The sequence below is a fragment of the Microcystis sp. M53598_WE2 genome (genome assembly GCF_030067735.1).
GTDB classification, from domain to species: domain Bacteria; phylum Cyanobacteriota; class Cyanobacteriia; order Cyanobacteriales; family Microcystaceae; genus Microcystis; species Microcystis aeruginosa.
The window spans coordinates 1-2,482 of record NZ_JASJFE010000887.1 but is presented as its reverse complement, the minus strand read 5'-3'; the positions used below and the strand labels follow the sequence as shown (position 1 = coordinate 2,482).

Below are 2,482 nucleotides of genomic sequence, written 5' to 3'. Positions count from 1 at the left end.
TTAAATTTAGATACCGAGGTGATGTTAGAATCGTCACAAATTTGGGTAGAAACTCGAAAGATTGGCCAACAAACGGCTGATAATTACAATATTGACGTAGATATTATTATTCTTGCTCATTGGCAGTTATTAAAAAAACAATATCCGAGCCGTTATCTAGTCATCGCTACTACCAATGTCAAACATTTTCAGGGATTCGCAGCAGCTTTAAATTGGCAAGATGTTAACCTATAACAGCTTTGATCTTGAGCATTTTTTCACTTTAACTACTTAGTCTTATGCAGTTTATTGATCGCGCCGAAATAGAAGTAGAAGGGGGTAAGGGAGGTGATGGAATTGTCGCTTTCCGTCGGGAAAAATACGTCCCCGCCGGCGGTCCGGCCGGAGGTAATGGGGGAAAAGGTGGTTCGGTGATTTTCGTGGCGACTCAGAACCTGCAAACCCTGCTAGATTTCCAGTATAGTCGCTATTTTAAGGCCGATGACGGCAAACGGGGCGGCCCCAACAACTGCACCGGGGCCAACGGTAGCGATCGCATTATTCAAGTTCCCTGTGGTACAGTGGTTTACGATCTCGATAGCGAGGAAATTATCGGCGATTTGGTCACTCCCGAACAGACTTTAATCGTGGCCGCCGGGGGAAAAGGGGGATTAGGCAACCGCCACTTTTTAAGTAATAATAATCGCGCACCCGAATACGCTTTACCCGGTTTAGAGGGAGAAAAACGCCATTTACGCCTAGAATTGAAGTTATTAGCGGAAGTGGGCATTATCGGACTGCCCAATGCGGGAAAATCCACCCTAATCTCGGCCGTTTCCTCTGCTCGTCCCAAAATCGCCGATTATCCCTTTACGACTCTCATTCCTAACTTGGGAGTGGTACGCAAACCCACGGGAGATGGGACGGTATTCGCCGATATTCCTGGATTAATCGAGGGAGCGCACCTAGGAATCGGCTTAGGACACGAATTTTTGCGCCATATCGAACGCACACGCCTGTTAATTCATCTTGTCTCCTTGACATCAGAAGACCCGATCGCCGATTATCAAATTATTCAAGGGGAATTAGCCGCCTATGGTCGGGGATTAGAAAAGCGATCGCAAATACTGGTTTTCAACAAAATTGATGCTGTGGACGAGGAAACGATAGATAACTATCAAAAGCAGTTTGCTAAAATAACCAATGCCGAGATTTTGACTATTTCCGCCGTGACAGGAGCCGGATTAACCACTTTACTCGCCAAAGTTTGGCAGCAATTAGAGCAACTGGAGAGGGTCGAGGATGAAACCCCTTCCCTGTTTTCCTAAAATCGCTCGTTAGTTGTTGAGCTGCCGGGGTGCAGGTGGTCGGCGATTGCTCGGTCTTCTTTCCGTACCTTCAAAGTTACCATGAGAACGACGGGTGCGGCGCTGTTCAGCTTCATTTTCGGCCGCATAGACTTCTAGATAAAGAGAGCGACCCACACTCGCAGCCGCCATTTCTAGGGTAGTTCTAATCGCCTGTAAATTGCGTCCTCCCCGGCCGTAAACTTTGCCTTTATCGGCATCATCGAAGGCTACACGCACCCAAAGACGTTCATTTTCCTTACAGCGCTCGATATCCAATCTCAGACTGGCCGGCTCTTCCAAAAACGGCTCGATCATAAATTTCACCAGTTCGAGATAATTGGGGGTACTAGGCATTGATTTTCTCGAAAATTTTCTGTTTGGTGAGAATGCTGCGTACGGTGTCCGTTGGTTGCGCTCCTTGTTGTAAGCGTCGGATAATCCCTTCTTCATCGAGACGCACTTCATCGGTGCGGGGATTGTAAAATCCTAACTCCTCTAGGGGACGACCATCGCGACGACTGGTGCTAACGGCCGCAACGATACGATAACTGGCTTCGCGTTTTTTACCAAAGCGTTTTAGACGTAATTTGATCATGGTTACTCAAAAATTCTCCTTTCCGATTCTAACTCATCCAGGCGGTATTTCCACAAGTGGCGATCGAGGGAACGGGAGGCAGCCATTGGCTATTATCGAAAATAACGCCAATATCTTAATGGTGAGGTACAAGGTTTAAGTGTGTTAGTTTTCGCTAACACACCCAAAATTAAGATTAAAGTTTTTACCCTTATCTAACCGTAAACTTTCCCATAATACTCTTGATATTCTTTGGATAACAAAGGTTGCCACCAATCCCGATGATCGAGATACCATTGAATGGTTTTTCTTAATCCCCCCTCTACCGTTTCTTGAGGTTGCCAACCTAATTCAGTGCGAATTTTACTGGCATCAATAGCATACCGGCGATCGTGTCCTGGCCGGTCCCTGACAAAAGTAATTAAATTCTGAGCGGGTTTCACGGGTAAATCGGGTGCTAATTCATCCATTAAATCACATAACATCCTGACTAAATCGATATTTTTTACCTCATTATTTCCGCCAATATTATAGGTTTCTCCCGCTTTTCCCTTGTGAATAACTGTATCTAAAGCTTGAC

The 2,482-nt window shown here is 45.8% G+C and carries 4 protein-coding genes and 1 pseudogene; 2 read left to right on the top strand and 3 right to left on the bottom strand.

Features of this window, described 5'->3' with window-relative positions; genetic code table 11:
• Window positions 1-234: pseudogene (locus PX636_RS18125) on the top strand (type II toxin-antitoxin system VapC family toxin); the annotation flags it as partial.
• Window positions 235-278: 44 nt separating this feature from the next.
• Window positions 279-1,307 (top strand): GTPase ObgE, encoded by a 1,029-nt coding sequence (obgE, locus tag PX636_RS18120; protein WP_002796442.1) that lies wholly within the window; start codon window positions 279-281, stop codon window positions 1,305-1,307.
• Between the two features lie 9 nt (window positions 1,308-1,316).
• Here obgE and PX636_RS18115 read toward each other — a convergent pair whose 3' ends face one another.
• The 3 genes from PX636_RS18115 to PX636_RS18105 all read right to left on the bottom strand — a co-directional run.
• Window positions 1,317-1,682, bottom strand: coding sequence for a KH domain-containing protein (locus PX636_RS18115; RefSeq protein ID WP_002796441.1), 366 nt, complete (start codon window positions 1,680-1,682; stop codon window positions 1,317-1,319).
• Window positions 1,675-1,923, bottom strand: coding sequence for a 30S ribosomal protein S16 (gene rpsP / locus PX636_RS18110; RefSeq protein WP_002736858.1), 249 nt, complete (start codon window positions 1,921-1,923; stop codon window positions 1,675-1,677). The genes PX636_RS18115 and rpsP overlap by 8 nt, the downstream gene beginning before the upstream one ends.
• Before the next feature lie 194 nt (window positions 1,924-2,117).
• A partial coding sequence (locus tag PX636_RS18105; protein ID WP_288118164.1) for a GDP-mannose 4,6-dehydratase occupies window positions 2,118-2,482 on the bottom strand: 365 nt, incomplete at its 5' end.